This window comes from Streptomyces mobaraensis (assembly GCF_020099395.1).
GTDB lineage: Bacteria > Actinomycetota > Actinomycetes > Streptomycetales > Streptomycetaceae > Streptomyces.
Map to the genome: position 1 here is coordinate 4,374,531 of NZ_CP083590.1, position 15,890 is coordinate 4,390,420.

Sequence of the window (15,890 nt, forward strand, 5' to 3'; positions counted from 1 at the left end):
CTTTCCGGTGGTGCCTCGACCTGCGTCAAGTCCCATACTCCCATTCGTCGTTCGGTTCCTTTCGTTCCGTCCACCACTCCCGGCCCCGCAGTCCCCACGCCGCGAACTCCTCCGCCGCCAGCTCGCGCAGCGACCGGGCGTCGCCGAAGTGGTCGGGGATCGCCGTCACGGTCACGGTCAGCCGGTCGCCGACGCGTACCGCGCACAACGACACGCGCAGGCCCGCCCGTTCGGGCACCAGACCGGGCACGTTCATCGTGCGCAGGGCCACGCCGACGGCCGACTGACCCGCGAAGCGGCGTACGCCGTCCGGCAGCGTGCCGAAGTTGGACGCGACGACGTCGGTCGCCTGGGCGCCGGGCGTCTTGAGCCGGTCGGCGTACCGGCGCGGCAGCAGGTGCCACAGCGGCTCGGGCACCAGCGTGGCGCTGTGCTCCCCCGTCCCGTCCAGCGCGGCCTTGGTGCTCCGGCGCGTCGGCCCCAGGTCCGTCCGGCGGACCGGGCCCGCCGGTAGGGACAGAGGGACGACGACGAGGGCGTTGGCGCGCACGTCGGCGGTCGTACGCCGCAGGCTCACCGGGACGCCGACCCGGATCGCGGCCCGGTCGCCGAGCGGTACGCGGGCGCGGACGAGGTTGGCGGCGATCTCGACGAACAGGCTGTTCGCCGTGCCGCCGTGGGCCCGTGCCCGCTCGTCCCACTCCGCGGCGTCGAAGTCGAACACCGCGGTGGAGAAGAAGCGCGGCGCGGACGCCGGTGGTTTCGGTGCCGGCCGCAGGGCCGCCGCGAGCTCCGCGCGGGCCCGCCGGTCGGGGAGCGTCCGCGCCGTCCAGCCCGCCGTCGCGGCCACGGCACGCGCCACCTGCCGTACGGCATCGGCGAGATCGCCGTCCGCCGCCCCGGCGAGCGGCCCCCGCCGGCCGGGCGGCGGACCGTCCTCCGTCAGGGCCGTGAAGATCCCCATCCCGTCGGCACGGAAGTGCGGCACGGTGAGTGACACCAGCGCCCCCCGGCCGTGCGGCGCCGACGCCAGCCGCCAGAGGGCCCCGGAGCCGGCCGGCAGGGGAGCGCGGACCTGCTCGTCGATCCACTCCCACGCCGTGTCGTCCGTCAGGCGCGCCGGGTACGGGCGCGGGGGCTCCGCGTTGTGCGCGGGCACCCACGCACGGCGCGCCGCCGGGACGCGGGCCGCGGCCGGGCGGCGGCTGAGCCGGCCCCGGTCGAGCCGCTCCCACTCCGCGCGCAGGGCGGCCGGCGGCACCGGCTCCGGAAGGCGCCACAGCACCTGCACGATCCGGGACGAGCCGAGGGCCCGCTCGGCGCGGTACAGCATCTCGTCGGTGGGGTTGAGCCGGGCGGACGGGGGAGGGGCGGTGGTGCGACGAGTGGGGCGGCGGGCGCCGCGACGGGTGGGATGGGCCGCCGGGGGAGCCTCTCTTCTCGCGTGGCCGCTCGCGTGGCCGTTCGTGTTCCCGTTCACGTTGCCGTTCGCTTGGCCGTCTCCGCTCACGTCAGCGTCTTCCGCCGTGTGAGCGTCTTCCGCCACGTGAGCGTCCTCGGCCACGTGAGCGTCTTCCGCCACGTGACGGTTCCCGGCCGCGCGAGCGTCGCCTGCCACGTGACCGTCCTCCGGCATACGGCTGTCCCCCGCCCTACGACCGTCCTCTGCCACACGACCGTCCCCCGCCACGTGACCCTCTCCCGCCACACGACCGTCCCCCACCAAACGATCGCCTCCCCTCACGCGATCACCTCCCCGATCCGCTCCGCCGCGTACCGCCCGACCGCGGGCGCCTTCTTGAAGCCGCCGCCGTTCCAGCCGACGGCCGTGACCAGCCCCCGTGGGTCCGGCCAGACGGTCACCGCGCCCCCGCCCTCCGGCGCGAGCGCGTCGAAGGCGGTGACCCCGCCGACGACGTCCGCGTCGCCGAGCGCCGGGCAGCGGTACCGCGCGACCTCGCGGACGCGCTTCACCTCCGTGTCCGGTACGCCCTGGGTGATCAGCGGCGGTACGTCGCACTCCCGGGACGGCACCCCCGCCAGCACGGCGGAGCCGTCGTCCCAGCGGCGCAGCCAGCCGCCGGTCGTGGTGTCGAGGACGGCCGGCAGGACGCCCGGGACGGGGACGCGCGGTGCGAAGACGCAGAAGCTCACCGACCGGGTGCGCAGCGGGAGTTCGACGCCCGCCGTGCGGGCCAGGGCGGTGCTGCCGACCCCCGCGGCCAGCAGCACGGCCCCGGCCGCGACGAAGCCGTCGGTGGTCCGGACGCCGGTCACCCGGGAACGCGCGGTGACGATCTCCAGCGCCCGGGCGCGGAGCACGGTGACCGTGTCCGCGTCCCGGAGCATCGCCTCGGCCACGGCCCGCGCCGGCAGCCAGCCGGCGCGGGGTTCGTGGACGCCGACCATCCCCTCGGGCGGGGCCAGGCCGGGGAAGGCCGCGGCGATCTCCCGCGCGTCGAGGACCTCGACCGGGAAACCGGCGGCCTGTACCCGTTCGGCGCCCGCCGCGGCCCGCCCGGCGGCGTCCGCGGCGAACAGGGTGAGACTGCCGTGCTCCCGGACGGCCGGCCAGCGGCCGTGGCCGCCGCGCCGCAGGTAGCGTCCGAGCCCCTCCGCCGCCCAGTCCCGGGCGGCGGAGGAACCGGAGCCGGAGGAATCGGCGCCGGAGGAACCGGAGCCGGAGGAAACGGAGACGGAATCGGAGTCCGAGTCCGAGTCCGAGTCGGCGAAGGACGGGTCGAGCGCCCGGACCAGCCCGCCGGACGCCCCGGTGACGCCGCCCGCCACGCCGCGGTCGTCGATGACGATCACGGAGTGGCCGCGGGCGGCGAGGCGTTCGGCGGTGGCGAGGCCGATGACGCCGGCGCCGACCACGGCGACGTCGGCGGTCCTGGCACCGGCGGTGGTGACGGTGGTCGTCACCGGAGGGCCTCGTCCGGTACGAGGCGGTCCGTCACGAGGCCGTCCGTCACGGGGCCGTCCGTTCCAAGGCCGCCCGTTCCGAGGCGGTCCGTCACGAGGTGGTCCGGAACAAGAGCGTCCGGCTCCAGCATCAGCGACTCCACGATGTCCGTGGACCGGGCGGACAGCACCGCCAGCGCGCCCGCGTCGCCCATGCCGTGGCTCGCCTCGCACAGCCCGTTGAGGTACAGGCGCAGCGGGCGCGAGCCGTAGGAGTGCCGTGAGGAGCTCCGTGCGACCGGGACCGAGTAGTCGCGGGCCACGGCGGGGATGCCCTCCTCGGTCAGCGCGAGCCGGTCGGCCACGTCCGCCAGCAGCGGGTGGTAGGGCTCGTCGTCGGGTCCGAGGCCGAAGTCCCGGAAGCCCGTGGCGAGGACGACGACGTCGGCGTCGTAGACGCCGCGCGTGTCGGTGTTGACGTCGCGGACGACGAGCCGGTGCACGCCGCCGTCCCCGTGCGGGGCCACCTCGGACACCTCGGAGAACGGCATCAGCCGCAGCCGGTCGGAGCCCTTCAGCTCGTACTCGTGCTGGACGGTCGCCAGCCGGTCGATGACGTCCTGGTCGCACGCCGCGTAGTTGATCGACCGCAGCTCCGCGCGGATCCGCCGCTTGGTCTCGGCGGGGAGCGGATAGAAGTAGTCGATGAACTCCGGCAGGAAGACGCGGCGGCTGTACGGGCTGGTGTCCTTCAACCGGAAGCCGATGCCCCGCTGGACGGACACCACCTGCGCGACGTCGTCCCGGCCGAGCAGGTCGAGGACGATCTCGATGGCGCTCTGGCTGCCGCCGACGACCGCGACCCGCAGGGCCCGCCCGCGCAGCCGGCGCAGCGAACTCAGGTAGCGGGTGGCGTGGAAGACCGTCGGCCCCAGGCGGCGGCGGAACACCGGGGGGATGCGCGGTGAGCGGCCGGTGCCGATGACGACCGTCTCGCCCAGGTACTGCCGGCCGTCGTCGGTCTCCAGCCGGAACACCTCGCCGTCCGCGGTGTCCGCGACGGTCAGCCGGGTCGCCGACCGCCCGTAGTCGACCGCGTCGCGGAAGGAGTCGGCGACCCAGCGCAGGTAGCCGGCGTACTCGCGGCGCAGCGGGAACTTGGCGTTCAGGTGCAGGTAGTCCGTCAACCGCCCCTGCGAGGCGAGGTAGTTGACGAAGGTGTAGGCGCTACCGGTGTTGCGCGGCATGGTCAGGTCGCGGAACGGATTGTTCTGGATGTCCGCGCCGTCGATGAGCTGCTCGTCCTGCCACTGGAAGTCCGCGGCCCGCTCGACGAACCGGGACCGGCCGGTGTAGCCGAGTTCCTCCATGGTCACGGCGAGGGACAGGTTGGCCGGGCCGAAACCGATGCCCAGCACCGAATGGATCTCGTGCTCCGTCATGGCTCGTACCTTCTGATCAGGTCGTACGTAACGCGCCGGCGAGGCGCCGGGCGGAGAGGGGAGTGCGGCGGGCGCGGCTCACGCCGTGACCGTTTCGAGGATCTTGTTGCTCTCGTCCACGTGCACGACGCGCGGCTTGTGCTCGGCCACCTCTTCGTCGGTGAGCTGGCCGTAGGCGATGATGATCACCTTGTCGGCGGGCTGCACCAGGCGGGCGGCGGCGCCGTTGACGATGACCTCGTTGGCGCCCGGGGCGCCAAGGATCGTGTACGTCTCGAAGCGCGCGCCGTTGTTGATGTTGACGACGTGGACGAGCTCGTGGACGCCGATGTCGGCGGCGTCGAGCAGCTCCGGCGAGATGGTGATGGAGCCGACGTAGTTGAGGTTGCTGTCGGTGATGGTGGCGCGGTGGATCTTCGAACGCATGAAGGTGCGCAGCATGATGTCTTTCTCCTTGGTGAGTGAGGTGCGTGAGGTGAGAGAGATGAGCGAGACGGTGAAGTCAGGCGCTTCTTAAGGAGGTTGCGCGAAAGGCGATCCGGGCCGTCACACGGACAGCGCGCGGAACTCCCCGGCCGGCGGCTCGGCGGCGTCCCGCAGCAGCGGGGTGCCGGTGGCGTCGGCGCCGAACGCCGTGGCCACGGCCCCGGCGAGGTCGGGGGTGACCGGCCAGGCGAGCGTGCGCAGCGTCCACAGGAACAGCAGGGCGCCGGAGACGTCGCTCGCGTCGTCGGCCCGGACCTGCCCGGCCCGCAGGGCGAGGACCTCCAGGTGGAGGGCGAGCGCCTCGGCGGCCTTGCGGATACTGAAGGTCTCCAGGGTGTACGCGGCCTCGAACCGCCGCCGCGACGCCTCGATGGCGGCGGCCCACCAGGCGGACGGCGGGGCGTCGACGCGCCGGCCGGCCAGCTTCTCGCCGAGCGTCCGCGCGATGGTGGCGAGCGGGGTGTCGAAGCGGGCGCTGAGCGTGCCCTCGGCCACCTGCTCGGTGAACTCGGACTGCTGGAGCTCCGGGCTGGTCAGCGCGAGGACGAAGCGCGCGCGGTCCCGGCCGGCCTTCTCCAGGTACTCGCCCGCCCACAGCACGTCGCCCTTGCTGGTGGAGAACTTGCGGCCCTCCAGCAGGTAGTACTGGTTGGTGAGCGTGCGGGTGACGGGGAGCTCGACGGGCAGCCCGTGACGAACCGCCAGCAGCTTCAGCGCGACGTAGACGAAGGCGTTGTAGAAGCCGTTGTCGATCCCGATGAACTGGACGAACTCGTCGCAGCCGGCCCGGCGGCGCTCGCGGACGCGCTGCGGCCAGTAGAGGTGGCCGACGTAGATCTCCGGCCAGGCGTTGATCGCCTGCGGGGGCGCGTCGGGCCCGTCCCAGTCGACCTGGATGCCCCACGTGGAGGGGTACGTGATGGGGATGTACGGCAGCCGTCCGGCGAGCGTCAGGTCGACGACCTTCCGGAGGTCGGGCCGGAGCGGGACGTCGGAGACCTGGTACCAGTGGGTCAGGAGGGAGCGGTAGCGCTCCAGGTCGAGGACCCAGATGGAGACCGGGCGGGTCGGCAGCGCGGTCTCGGTGTCGCTCGCCAGCAGGGCGCCCGGCAGGTTGTACAGGCCGCAGGCCTCGCAGACGCCCGCCCGGGCGTGGGCCAGGCAGGTCGGGCAGCGGCCGGTGACGAACGCCTCGGCGCGGTACTCGTCCGCCTCGGCGTCGTACGGGAGGTGCACCTCGCGCCGGTCGAAGGCGCCGTGCTTCCACAGGTGGGTGAAGAAGTCCCGGACGAACGCGGTGTACTGCTCGTCGGGCCGTTCGTAGAGGTCGACCTCGACGCCCGCGAGTTCCAGGGAGCGGCGGGTGCTGTCCAGGGCCTGCCGGATCAGCTCTTCCGGGGTCACGCCCACCCGTTGGGCGGTGGTGACCACGTAGGTCTGGTTGTCGTCGGTGCTGCACGCGTACACCACGTCGTTGCCCAGGATCTTCTGGGACCGTGCGCAGACGTCGCTGCCGAGCACCGGGCCGGCGAGGTGGCCGAGGTGTAAGTCCCCGTTGGGCGTGGGCGGGGAGAAGCTGACGTTGACGCGGCGCACGGCGCTGTCCGTTCGCTCAGCCACGGGCCGGCTCCTGGGTCTGTGTCTGGGCCTGGGCCTGCGGTTCGGTGGTGGGCTGCGCGGTGGGCTGCGGCCAGTAGATGCTGACGAAGGTCAGCAGGGTGTCGTCACTGGTGTTGGTGACGACGTGGTCGTTGCCGTTGGGGATGTAGATGACGTCCCCCACGGTCACGTCCCGCTGCTCGTCGCCCACCCGGACCGTGCCGGAGCCGCCCGTGAAGATGAACGTCTCGTCCGTGGCGTGCTGGTGCTTGGTGCTCGACTCGTGCGGGTGGACACTGCACAGGGTGCTGTTCCACGGCGGCACGACGACGCCGTCCCACGGGTAGAGCTGGCGGACGTCGATGTTGTTCTTGCGCACATAGCCGTCCTCGGCCGTGGTGCGTACATACATGGTGGGGAATCCTTTTCCTGGTGGCCGGCCGCGCGGGCGTGCGCGGCCGGTGAGGGCGCGCCGGAATTCCGGGGATGCCGTTCCGGACGTCACGGGTAAACGGGCGTCGGAAAGCGCCGGGGAAGCCTCGGGAGGCTCCGGTGGAATCCTCGGGAAACTCTGGATGGCGCGGAGTGGGTAAGCCGCGGATAAACTCCGCGGTATATCCGGGAAAGAGGTGTGGGTGGGGGAGTCGCTGTCGAGGCGGCCGGAGGCCGTCGAGCGGAGAACCGGCGGCGGGCAGCGGAAAGCGCACTTCGCCGGAGCCGGTGAAAGGTGAGATGGGGGTGGGGTGGGATGGGGTGGGAGTGAGGTGGCGTCCTCGTGGTTCACGGTGCCGCGCGATGCACGCTGATGCGCGTTGGCGGTCTCCCGGATGCCGGGATGCCCTGGGGAACAGGGCGGTCGCCCGCCCTTCGGGCGGCGCTCGTGACCGCCGCGGTCGCGTTGCTGCTCGTCACCGTGCCGCGCTCGTCTCCGCGCTACGGCTCGTCGTCGCGGCCGCTCGCTGTCGCGTCGCTATCGCGCGCCGGACGCCTGAATGGGGCAGGACGGGCGGCGGCAAGCCGTCGGCCCTGCCGGCCGAGGTCGCGTCGTGTCAGGCCTCAATCATCAATCCCCCCGTAGCTGGCGCGGTTCCCGGCGGTCCGGCGGGAAAGCCGGGGTGCCGTCACCGCGTCCGTCCGCGTGTGAACTTCTGTCCTGAGGACGACGCCAATCCTCCATGAAGGCGCTTGAAGGGTCAACCCTGAACCGGCGTTAACGGCGGCCTCTTTGGAATTCGCCGGCGTCACCTGCGGGAATGGGTGACGGAATTATGTATTCCGGTATCCGGTGTGTAAGGAAACTATGTAAACGTGGTCCGTGCCACACGGGGCGAGGGTGTACGAATATCGGCCACTGTAATGTCCGGCCGCGGTAACGCCCGGGCACCGTGACGCGCGGCCGCCGTAATGCCCTTCCGCGGTGACGCCCTCGCGCGGGTGGACGGCCCCGGAAACTCCTGTGCCCGCCGGGTGGCGGGCACAGGAGCCGGGGGTCGGAAGGCCGGGACGGCGAGGCGGGGGCGACGGGGGTTCGCGGTTCCCGCCCGGCGCCGTCCCGGCCGGCTGGAGGGGGTGGGTCCGGATCCGCGGGGGGTGGATCAGGCTGAATCTGATCGCATTGGACTGGATCGGACCGAGTTTGATCGGTGCGCTTAATCGGCGGGCTCGATCGGCGCGCCCCATCGGTGGGCTCAATCAGCGGGCTCGGTCGGCGAGTTCGGCCGACGGGTCGCCCGGCGGGTTCGACCGGCTCAGGCCGGACTGTCCTCCGGCTGCGGCGCGACGGGCGCAGAGCCGACCGGGGCGCCCGTGACGGGCACCGATGCGACGGCCCCCGCCGTAATCGGCGCTGCTCCAGCGGCCGTTGAATCGCCCGCGCCCGCGCCCGCGCCCACGGCCGCCGCCGCCGGGCCACCCCCACGCGCCGCCCGCAGCGTGACGTACGCCAGGGTGAGCAGCGCCAACCCGGCCGCGCAGCTCAGCAGTACGCTCGCCCGGACGGAGTCCTGCAGCGCCGCCAGGATGAACGGCGCGGCGAATCCGATGTACGAGAGTGCCTGGTACACGGCGGTCAGCCCGGCCAGGTCCTTCGGACCGGCCATCCGCTGCACCTCCAGCAGCCCGCACACCTGGCAGCACCCGTATCCCGCGCCGAGCACCAGTGCCGCCAGCACCACGAGCGCCGGCTGGAGCGTCTCCGCGGCGGCGGCCGAGACCAGCAGGCCGGCCACCACGATCGCCATCGACGACGCGATCAGCCGCGGTCGCCGCGGATCGTCCATCCGGCGTGCCAGCGGCTGCACCAGGATGCCCGCGAAGCCGGTCAGGGCGGTGACGACGGCGCCGAAGACGAGGGCGTTGCCGCCGACGCGGTCCTTCACCAGGCCGGGCAGATAGGCCAGGGCGACCGACGCGGAGCCGAACACCCAGGGGGCCAGCGGCGCGACGACGTTACGGAACCTCGGCTCGCGCACGGCGGGCACCCGCACCTGCCGCCAGACACTGCCCTCCCGCGAGCCGCCGCAGGTCTCGGGCGCGCCCCAGACCAGCGGGATGGAGAGCAGGGCCAGGGCCAGGTGCGGCAGGTAGGCGACGGTCATGGGGGACGGCGCCCACTGGGCGAGCAGGCCGGCCACCAGGGGGCCCACGGCGAAGCCGGTGGTCATGGTGATCGTCGCCCGGCGCGGGCCCGGGTTGGCCTCCCGGGTGGAGCCCGCGAGGGACAACTCCTTGATCCAGACGGTGCCGGAGCTGAACGCGGCGCCACTGGCGATGCCGGAGACCAGCCGGCCGGCGAACAGCAGCTCCTCCCGCGAGCCGCCCGCGATCAGCAGCAGGCTCGCCAGCACCGAGACGAACAGCGCGGGCAGCATCAGCCGGCGGCGGCCGTACCGGTCCGAGACGGGACCGCCGAGCAGCAGCCCCGGGACCAGGCCGATGGCGTACAGCCCGAACGTGGCCTGCACCGTGGCGGCCGACAGGCCCAACTCCGAGCGGTAGAGCAGCAGCAGCGGCGCGAACTGGTTGGCTCCCCAGCCCACCGCCGCGACCGCGACGCCGGCCCGCAGCCACGCCCGGCCGCCGATGCCGGCGGACGGCCCGGACACCGCCGCCGGGGCCGCGCGATTGGTCAACGCATGCTTGGTCATGCCCCCATGCTGTCGGCGCCCCGCCGCCGCCACGAGTGTCCGGAACGACGAGGGGCGTACAGTTACGGACATGGCTTCTGTCGCGCTGGCCGTCACCGACGGCATGCCGTTACTGGAACTCGCCGCCGCCTGCGCCATCTTCGGGACGGACCGACCGGACCTCGTCGACTCCTGGTACGACTTCACCGTCTGCGCCCCGGCGGGCGCGCAGGTCGGGGGCTGGCTGCACGCCGACACCCCGCACGGGCTCGACGAACTGGCCACGGCCGACACCGTCATCGTCCCGGCCTGCCAGGACGTCGACCAGCCGCAGCCCGCCGACCTGATCGAGGCCGTCCGGGCCGCGCACGACGCGGGCGCCCGGGTGGCGTCCATCTGCACCGGAGCGTTCACCCTGGCCGCCGCCGGGCTGCTCGACGGGCGGCGCGCCACCACGCACTGGCTGCACGCCGACGCGCTGGCGCGGCGCTATCCGAAGGTCGAGGTCGACCCGCGAGTGCTCTACATCGACGAGGGCTCGGTCCTCACCTCGGCCGGCCGGGCCGCCGGCATCGACCTCTGCCTGCACATGGTCCGCACCGACCACGGCACCGCCATCGCCAACGGCGTGGCCCGCCGGCTCGTCGTCGCGCCGCACCGCTCCGGCGGACAGGCGCAGTTCATCACCGCCCCCGTACCGCCGGAGAACGGCAACAGCCTCACCGACGTACTGGCCTGGGCGCTGGAGGAGCTGCACCGGCCGCTGACCGTCACCGACCTGGCCCGCAGGGCCCATATGAGCCCGCGCAACCTCGGCCGGCACTTCGCCGCCGTCACCGGGACCACGCCCCTCCAGTGGCTGCTGACCCAACGGCTGCACCGGGCACAGGAGTTCCTGGAGCGCACCGACGACAGCGTCGACCGGATCGCCGCGCGGGTCGGGATGGGCAGCGGGGCGACGCTGCGCCGGCACTTCAACCGCGCGTTCGGCGTGCCGCCGGACACCTACCGGCGCATGTTCCGCGTGGACGGGCGCGGGGAGCGGGCCGCGGCGGAGGAGGCCACCGCGACTCCACTGGCCTCCTAAGGATGCGGCGGCCCCTCGAACATGCGCGGCCGCGCCCGTCCGCCTGCCGTCAGCGCGGCAGTTCGATCTGGTAGCGGATGAACCCCTTGTAGTCGGCCACGCGGTCGTACAGCCCGCGCGCCGTGGTGTTCGTCTCGTGGGTGCTCCAGTACACGCGCGAACACCCGCGCTCCTTCGCCCAGTCGACGACGGCGGCGATCAGCGCCTCGCCCACGCCCTGCCGGCGCGCGGACGGGTCGGTGAACAGGTCCTGGAGGTAGCAGACCTGCGGGCCCGAGGTGTTGGGGTGGATGAAGAAGTGCGTGAAGCCCACGAGCCGGCCGTCCACCCGCGCGCCGAGCGCGTGCAGCGTCGTGTCCTCCTGGAAGGCCGCCCAGGCCGTGTCGTACATCTCCTGCGGCTCGTCGCGCTCGTAGAAGTCGATGTACGCCCGGAACAGGCCCTCCCATGCCTCTCTGTCGGACGGCGCGAGCTTGCCGATGTCCACCATGCGATACCTCCGGAGCTTCGGAATGACGTCGATCACGATCCAACGGCCGGACCGGTCCACGGTAGGGGTTGTGACCGGCGTCATACGGGCCGTGCCGTGCCGTGCCGCGCCGGACGCGTGCGCGGAAGGCGTGGGACGGAGGCGGGCGCACCGATAGCGTGTCCCGGCGGATCGAACCGGTTCGCATCGGGGAGGGCGGGGAGGGCCTGTGGATCTGGCGATCAGCGTGGAAGCCGTGCTCGGGGCGCTGGAGACGGCCGCGTCGGGGACGCTGGGCGGGGCCGCGGGGGAGATGGGCCGCCGGGCCGCCGAGGGGCTGGCGCGGCTGCTCGGCCGCGGGCGGCGGCCCGGGGAGGACGACGACGGGGACGGGCCGCCGGTCGGCGTGGACGAGGTGCGGCGGCTCGCCGAGGCCCTGCACGCCCGTGCGCGGACCGACCCGGACTTCGCCCGGGAGCTGGTCGCCTGGGTGCGGGAGTCCGGAGCGCCGCGCCTCGGGCCCGGGGCCGCGCCGCGGACGCTGCCGCCCGCCAGCGGGGTGTTCACCGACCGGGAGCCGGTGCTCGCCGCGCTGGAGGAGCTGCTCGACGGCGGCGAACGCCCGGCGGCGCACGTCGCCGTCCTCGCCGGACAGGGCGGCATCGGCAAGACCGCCACCGCCGTGCACTGCGCGCACCGGCTCGAGGACCGTTTCCCGGACGGGCAGTTGTTCGTCCGGCTGGGCGGCCCGGCGGCCGGGTCCGCCGCCCGGCCCGGGGAGGCGCTGTCCGTGCTCCTGGGGGACCTCGGGGTGCCGGCGGACCGGATGCCCGCCGATCCGCGCCGGCAGCAGAACCTCTACCGGGACCTCACCGCCGGCCGCCGGATGCTCGTCCTCCTCGACGACGCGTCCACGGAAGCGCAGGTCAGACCGCTGATCCCGGCCGCCCCGGGCTCGTTGGTGATCGTCACCAGCCGCTACCGGCTGGCCGGCCTCGCCGGGGATCCCGGAGCGCGCTTCCTCACCCTGGACCCGCTGCCGGAGGCCGACGCCGTCCTCCTCCTGGAACGGGTGGCGGCGATGGGCGGACGACGGGAGGGGGCGCGCGACGCGGCGCGCATGGCGGCGGTCGCGCGCCGCTGCGGCCGGGTGCCCCTGGCGCTCTGCGAGACGGGAGCGCTGGTCGCCGCCCGCGCGCACCTCAGCTGGGAGACCGTGGAACGGCGGCTCGCCGGGCCCGTTCCGGGGAACCCTGAGGGGATGGACGACCGGAACGGGACGGACGCCGTCCGCCGCACCCACGACGTGACCTACCGCGAGCTGAGCCCCGAAGCCGCCCGCCTCTACCGGCTGTTGGGCGTCTGGCCCGGCCCGGAGACCGGCGTGGCGGCCGCCGCGCGGCTGGCCGGCACCACCGAGGGCGCGGCCCGCGTCCTGCTGGAGGAACTGGCCGGCGTCCACCTCCTCCAGGAGGTCGGGGAGGAGCGGTACGGCCTCCACGACCTCGTCCGCGCGGACGCCGAGCGGCGGGCCCGCGCGGAGGACGACCCCGCCGGACTGGCCGCGTCCGTGCGGCGCGTGGTCGTCTGGTACCTGCGGTTCGCCGCCGCGGCCGACTTCCGGGTGATGCCCGGCCGTTGGCGCCTGGGCCCCGCCTACCGCGGCCTGACCCTGGCCGACGGCCGCGACCCCGACGACGGCCGGACCGCCCTCGCCGCACTGCGCCGCGAACGCGCGAACCTCGCGGCGGCGGTCCGGGCCGCCGAGCACTTCGGATGGGACGACCTGGTCTGGCAGCTGTGCGAGGCCACCTGGGGGCTGCACCTGCGGCTCGGCTTCCACGACCAGTGGATCGACACCCACCGGCGCGGCGCGGCCGCCGCCCGCCGCCAGGCCGAGGAACTCGGCGACGCCCGGGCGGTGGGACGGATCCTCGCCCAGCTCGCCTTCGCGTACCTGGGCCGGGGCCAGTGGGACGAGGCCGAGACCGCGCTGCACGAGGCCACCGACGCCGACCGCGCCGCGGGCCACCTCCGCGGCCAGGCCACCGCCGTCGAATCCCTGGGTCTGCTGCGGCTGAGGCAGTGGCGGTGGCAGGAGGCGCGGGACTGCTTCACGAGTGCCCAGGGCCTCCTGCGACGCATCGGGCCGGAGGAGGACGGTGCGCGGGACGTCCCCCGCGGCCTGGCCCTTCTGGAGGACCACATCGGCCGCGCCCTGCGCGGCGCCGGACGGTACGCGGACGCCGTCCGCACCCTGCACACGGCCCTGGCCCTGTTCCGGGCCCTGCCCGAGCCCGACCCCTACAACGAGGGCCGCGTCTACATGAACCTCGGCGAAACCCACCTCGCCGCCGGCGACCCCGCCGCCGCCCGGCTCTGCCTCGACGAGGCCCTCACCGTCATGGACCGCGAGGGCGCCGAACCGCAACAGGCGGACGCCGCCGAAATGCGGGCCCGCTGCGCGGAGGACGAGGAACGGAGGGTGTCGTTCCTGCGGCGGGCGGAGGAGTTGTACGAGCGGGGTGGGGACGCGGCGGGGTTGGCGCGGGTGCGGGAGGGTTTGGGCGGGGGGTGAGCCCCGGTCCCTCCCCCAGAGGGGGCACCCCCACTTCGCCGTTTCTTGCGGGGGCCGGCCCCCGCACCCCCGAAACCGCGCTCCGCGCGGTTTCCCTCAAACGCCGGACGGGCTGACTCGTGCGCCCGGGCGCGAAATCAAGCCTGTCCGGCGTTTGAGGACGAGCGGCGAAGCCGCGAAAAGGGGGTCTGGGGCGCAGCCCCAGGAAACGGAGAAAGGGCGGGACCGGGGCACCCTCACCGCGAAGCGGCCACCCGCTCCACGACGACACGATGCCGCACCACCCCCGTGACGACCGTCAGCTCGTCCGGAACACCGTGACCGTCGCCCAGCCACGCGTACAGCCCTGACACATACGCGGCCGGATCGCAGATATCAGGCCGCCCGTCCCCACCCGGCACGGCGGCCAGCCGCAGCAGCTCGCCTCCGCGCGTACGGACGGTCCCGCGATCGACCCCGGTGAGATAAGCGGCGAGCCCGCAGTGCGGATACCGCGCGGCGACCTCGGCGGCCCAAGCGGCAGGCGGGCCGACCCGCGGATCGTCCGGATCACCGTCCCGGAGGATGACATCGGCGTTCTCCAGCAGAGACACGTCGGACGTCTCCTCGTGCACCACCGTATGCGCCGCATCCGCCCCCGGCTCCTCCGGCTCATACGCCGGGTCGGCATACCGGACGACGGCCACCTCGGGCGGATCGACGCGCACCACGCGCGTGAGCACGCGAACGGGCGCGGTCCGCATCGCGGGCTGGTGCGCGGGCAGGGGCAGCCGGCCGAGGAGCGCCGGGTGCTCGGACGGCTCGGGAAGCTCCATGATCCGGTAGAGGAGGCGACGCAGCAGCGCGGCCGAACGCCCCGGCGCCGAGCTCGTCAGCTCCGCCAAATCCGCGAAGGTGCCCGGGACATGGGACTCGATCACCTCCGCTATCCGGCGCCGCAGATCGTCCGACGCCCGCAGGCGCGGCGCGGCCCGGCCGAGCGCGGCCACGGGCGACTCCGGGTCGAGGTCGGCTTCGGGGAAGGAGCCGAGGAGGACCGGGCGGCCGATGGCCGCCGCGTAGTAGGTGACGCTGCCGTGGTCGCCGATGACGCAGTCGGCGGCGATCAGTGCCTGTCGCCAGTCCTCCAGCGGGTCGACCGGCGTCAGCCCAGCCCGCCGGGCCCGCTCCAGCCAGGCGCGGACCTGGCCGGGCCCGTGCCCGTACCAGATGTTGGGGTGCAGGACGGCGACCGTCCGGTACTCGTCCGCGGGGAGTTCGGAGGTCAGCCGGGACAGCAGCCAGGACAGCCGGTCCTCCGCGCCGTCACCGAACAGCGCGCGCGGCGCCCAGGTGGAGTTGAGGACGACGAGCCGCTGACCGGGGGCGACGCCGAAGGCGCGGCGGAAGCGGTCGCGGTGGGGGAGCGCTTCGAGGAGGCGGTCGTAGCAGGGGTCACCGGCGAGGACGGCCGTGGGGGCCGCCTCCGGGCAGGCGGCGCGGAGGCGGCGGAGCTGCTCGGGGTGGGAGAGGACGGTCGCCGTCGCGAGGGGGCGTCCGTCGTGGAGCAGCCACTCGGGGCCGAGGCCGAAGACGGGCGCGGCGGCCGCGGGAGCGGCGAGGGCGAATGGCAGCGGCTCCCGGCTCCCGGCTCCCGGCTCCCGGCTCCCGGCTCCCGGCTCCCGGCTCCCGGCTCCCGGCTCCCGGCTCCCGGCTCCCGGCTCCCGGCTCCCGGCTCCCGGCGCGGCCAGCCTCTTATTGTAGCCAACCCCATGCGAGAGGATCACCAACTTCCCCTCAAATGCCTCCAATTCTCCCCCATAACTTGCCGCGATCACCACATCGAAGTCCCGTGCCTCGTCCTTCGCCTGCTCCCACGGCAGCACCGGCAGCTCCACTCCCGCCAGCAGCTCCGGTACCCCCGCGAGAAACGGTGACGACCCGGTGCACGTCGCCGCCATCTGCACCCGCAGGTCCCCGTCGAACAGCGGCTTCACATCGAGCAGCCGTGTCGCGGACGTGACGTTGTGGACGACGAACAGCACCCGCTTCACCCGGCCACGGGTCACCCACCGCGCGGCGTCCGCACCCACCGGCACCCGCACCCGTCCCGGTATCCGCACCTGTCCCGGCACCCGCACCCGTCCCGGCACGTGCTCCCGCACGTCGTCCCGCACCCCCGGCCCCCCTCGTCACACCCGGCGTCGGTGGCAACTCCCCA

11 protein-coding genes are annotated in these 15,890 nt (G+C 74.0%); 2 read left to right on the forward strand and 9 right to left on the reverse strand.

Translation table 11 applies throughout. The features are described from left to right. Positions 1-25: 25 nt before the first annotated feature. The 7 genes from K7I03_RS19195 to K7I03_RS19225 form a co-directional block, all read right to left on the reverse strand. Positions 26-1,480 carry a hypothetical protein gene (locus tag K7I03_RS19195; protein WP_224347118.1) on the reverse strand — a complete coding sequence of 485 codons (1,455 nt, stop codon included), beginning with the start codon at positions 1,478-1,480 and terminating at the stop codon, positions 26-28. 260 nt (positions 1,481-1,740) lie between these two features. Next, positions 1,741-2,925 carry an NAD(P)/FAD-dependent oxidoreductase gene (locus tag K7I03_RS19200; RefSeq protein ID WP_185942578.1) on the reverse strand — a complete coding sequence of 395 codons (1,185 nt, stop codon included), beginning with the start codon at positions 2,923-2,925 and terminating at the stop codon, positions 1,741-1,743. Beyond that, positions 2,922-4,346: a SidA/IucD/PvdA family monooxygenase gene (locus K7I03_RS19205; protein WP_185942579.1), complete on the reverse strand. Its 1,425-nt coding sequence runs from the start codon at positions 4,344-4,346 to the stop codon at positions 2,922-2,924. The genes K7I03_RS19200 and K7I03_RS19205 overlap by 4 nt, the downstream gene beginning before the upstream one ends. A gap of 78 nt (positions 4,347-4,424) precedes the next feature. After that, positions 4,425-4,787, reverse strand: a complete 363-nt coding sequence (gene panD, locus K7I03_RS19210) for an aspartate 1-decarboxylase (protein ID WP_185942580.1) — start codon at positions 4,785-4,787, stop codon at positions 4,425-4,427. A 105-nt stretch (positions 4,788-4,892) separates the two neighbouring features. Further along, positions 4,893-6,452, reverse strand: coding sequence for a class I tRNA ligase family protein (locus K7I03_RS19215; RefSeq protein WP_185942581.1), 1,560 nt, complete (start codon positions 6,450-6,452; stop codon positions 4,893-4,895). Next, the gene (locus K7I03_RS19220; RefSeq protein ID WP_185942582.1) at positions 6,445-6,843 is read right to left on the reverse strand and encodes a cupin domain-containing protein; all 399 of its coding nucleotides are present in this window, start codon (positions 6,841-6,843) and stop codon (positions 6,445-6,447) included. Before K7I03_RS19220 ends, K7I03_RS19215 begins: the two co-directional genes overlap by 8 nt. A 1,336-nt stretch (positions 6,844-8,179) precedes the next feature. Beyond that, the gene (locus tag K7I03_RS19225) at positions 8,180-9,577 is read right to left on the reverse strand and encodes an MFS transporter (protein ID WP_224347119.1); all 1,398 of its coding nucleotides are present in this window, start codon (positions 9,575-9,577) and stop codon (positions 8,180-8,182) included. A 70-nt stretch (positions 9,578-9,647) separates the two neighbouring features. Between K7I03_RS19225 and K7I03_RS19230 the strand changes: the two genes are divergently transcribed. After that, the gene (locus K7I03_RS19230; protein ID WP_185942583.1) at positions 9,648-10,643 is read left to right on the forward strand and encodes a helix-turn-helix domain-containing protein; all 996 of its coding nucleotides are present in this window, start codon (positions 9,648-9,650) and stop codon (positions 10,641-10,643) included. A 49-nt stretch (positions 10,644-10,692) separates the two neighbouring features. Here K7I03_RS19230 and K7I03_RS19235 read toward each other — a convergent pair whose 3' ends face one another. After that, positions 10,693-11,217, reverse strand: coding sequence for a GNAT family N-acetyltransferase (locus K7I03_RS19235; RefSeq protein WP_338019826.1), 525 nt, complete (start codon positions 11,215-11,217; stop codon positions 10,693-10,695). Between the two features lie 124 nt (positions 11,218-11,341). On the opposite strand from K7I03_RS19235, the gene K7I03_RS19240 reads away from it, so the two are divergent. Beyond that, positions 11,342-13,690 carry a tetratricopeptide repeat protein gene (locus K7I03_RS19240; RefSeq protein ID WP_185942585.1) on the forward strand — a complete coding sequence of 783 codons (2,349 nt, stop codon included), beginning with the start codon at positions 11,342-11,344 and terminating at the stop codon, positions 13,688-13,690. 236 nt (positions 13,691-13,926) lie between these two features. On the opposite strand, the gene K7I03_RS19245 is transcribed toward K7I03_RS19240, so the two are convergent. Then, positions 13,927-15,792, reverse strand: a complete 1,866-nt coding sequence (locus tag K7I03_RS19245; RefSeq protein ID WP_224347449.1) for a hypothetical protein — start codon at positions 15,790-15,792, stop codon at positions 13,927-13,929. Between the last annotated feature and the right edge of the window lie 98 nt (positions 15,793-15,890).